General features: G+C 76.0%; 2 protein-coding genes and 1 pseudogene. All 3 read left to right on the top strand.

Going from position 1 to position 2,028, the window contains the following annotated elements; all coding sequences use genetic code 11:
• Positions 1 to 513, top strand: a pseudogene (locus J0670_RS36680) (hypothetical protein); the annotation flags it as partial.
• A gap of 2 nt (positions 514 to 515) precedes the next feature.
• Positions 516 to 788 carry a hypothetical protein gene (locus J0670_RS36675; RefSeq protein WP_207817107.1) on the top strand — a complete coding sequence of 91 codons (273 nt, stop codon included), beginning with the start codon at positions 516 to 518 and terminating at the stop codon, positions 786 to 788.
• A 69-nt stretch (positions 789 to 857) separates the two neighbouring features.
• Positions 858 to 2,028, top strand: a 1,171-nt coding sequence (locus tag J0670_RS36670) for an AAA family ATPase (RefSeq protein ID WP_207817106.1), incomplete at its 3' end; no start/stop codon positions are given.

The following is a 2,028-nucleotide window of genomic DNA, read 5'->3' as shown; positions in this document are numbered from 1 at the left end:
GGCGGTCTGGCGGCCGTGACGGCGGCGTTCACGGACTGGCACCGGGGCCGCGCCACCCTCGGCGTGGACTGGCAGGCCCTGTGGCGCAAGTGGGTGCGCGAGCAGAGGCAGCAGCCCGGACTTGCTTCGCCTGACCGCCCGGCCCGGCCCGGCCGCCGTGCTGCGGTACGTCGAAAGGCGGCCACTGCGGCGCAGGTGAGCGTCGCGGACCGGATCGCCTCGATCGAGAACGAGATCGCGCGCGACCAGGAAGCCGAGCCCGTCGCCGAACGGCCGTTGACGCTGCTCCCCGAACCGCCCGGTGGCGCGGGCCGGCCCGGTGGCGCGGCACCGATGCCGGGGCAGCGTCCGCTGATGGCCGCGCTGCCCGGAGGACGCGCGGCTGGCCCGGACCCGCTGGAGGTGCTGGAGACGATCGCCAGCCACGGGCAGGCCCACGCCGTCGCCCGGTTCGGCTGGCGGGCGGTGGCGGCCCTCCTCGTCGGCGACACCGCAGCAGCCGAAGAGGCGTGAGCATGCTGCCGACGCGAGGCCTCGCCCGATGCCGGCGGTGCGGCACGGCGGTGCACTGGACCATCACCGCCGCCGGCGCGCGACTGGCCGTGGACGCGAACCCGAGCGCGCTCGGCAACACAGCGGTCTACCGCGACGGCACCGGGACCATCCGCTCGCGCCGGCCGACCGCAGAACTGCCGCTGCTGCCCTACGAGCGGCTGCACCTGCCGCACGCGGCCACCTGCATCGCGCGGCCCCCGGAGGGCAACCCTTCGCGCCGTCACGTGTCTTGATGGTGTGGGGCCGAACCAGCTTGCTAGTCCGGCAGGTTGGTTGAGATCAGATCGACGGAGGAAGGGCGCGTGGCACAGGAGTACGAGATAGTGCTGGCGGCGCTGCGCCGTTGGGGGAACGTCCGGCCGACCGAGGGCGGGTGGTTGGCGCGCTGCCCGGCGCACGACGACCGGCAAGGCTCCCTGCTGGTGCTCGCCGCCGGGGACGGCCGTGTGGAGCTGGACTGCCTGGCCGACGGGTGCGATGCGCAGGACGTCGCGGCGGCGCTGCGGCTGGGCCCGGAGTACGTGGTGGTCGCGCCGCCGGCGTTCGATGACGGCCCCGGCTGGGTCTGGCCCGGGTACGTGCCGTCGGCGGGCCTGAGCCTGATCGATGGCGAGGACGGCGTCGGTACCTGGGCGGTGGCCTTGGACGTCGCGGTGCGGGCGGCGACGGCGGCAGCCCTGCCCGACGGGCAGCAGCCCCAGGCGACGCGCACCGTGCTGGTACTCGCCTCGCCGCAGACGGCGGAGCGGACGGCGGAGTTCCTGTCGGCCTGCGGGCCGGGCGGCGGGCGGGTTGCGGTGGCCCCCGTGCTGGGCGGCCGAGGCGGGCGGCGAGGCCTGCGCCTGCCCGGCGACGCCGACGAGATGGAGCACCTCCTGCGCGAGCGTGGGCCGGACCTCGTGGTGGTGGACCTCATGACGGTCTGCCCGTACCGGGTACCCGTCGAGAAGGCGATGCGGGTGCTTGCGGAACTCGCGCAGCGCGTCGGTACGGCGGTCCTGGCGGTCCGGGACGCCTCGAAACGCGCGGGCTGGTCATCCACGCGCAGGGCGATGGAGGCGTCGCAGTCCTCGCACACGGCGGCGGTGCACATGGCTGTCCACGGCGCGGACGGGGCGATGGCGCTGGTGCCGGTGGCCAGCAGCGGGTGGGCGGTCATGGGCGGCTTGCAGTTCCGCCAGGCGGACCGGACCCGGCCCGTGGTGTGGAGCAGCCGCTCCGCGCGCGGCCGCGAGGAGGCGATGACCGGCGCGGACCTGTCGCGGCGGCGCCCGGCGAGCACCAGCGCCTACAGGCTCCTGAGCCGCATGCTGGCGGCCGGTCCGGTGCCGGCCCGGGACGTGCTGGCGGCGGCGGCCGCCGCCGGGCTCGCCCCGCGCACAGTGCAGCGGGCACGGCGCCAGCTCGGGGTGGTGGCGTCGAAGACGGGAAACGGCTGGGTGCTGTCCCTGCCGGACTGGGGCTCCTCGGTCA

It is taken from the genome of Streptomyces sp. FH025, assembly GCF_017427025.1.
Taxonomy (GTDB): domain Bacteria; phylum Actinomycetota; class Actinomycetes; order Streptomycetales; family Streptomycetaceae; genus Kitasatospora.
Note: the sequence above shows the minus strand (reverse complement) of the source record. Positions and strands in the feature narration are given on the sequence as shown.

Coding starts and splice junctions, on each gene's coding strand:
- J0670_RS36675 (WP_207817107.1), top strand. CDS start 516: ATGCTGCCGACGCGAGGCCTCGCCCGATGCCGGCGGTGCGGCACGGCG.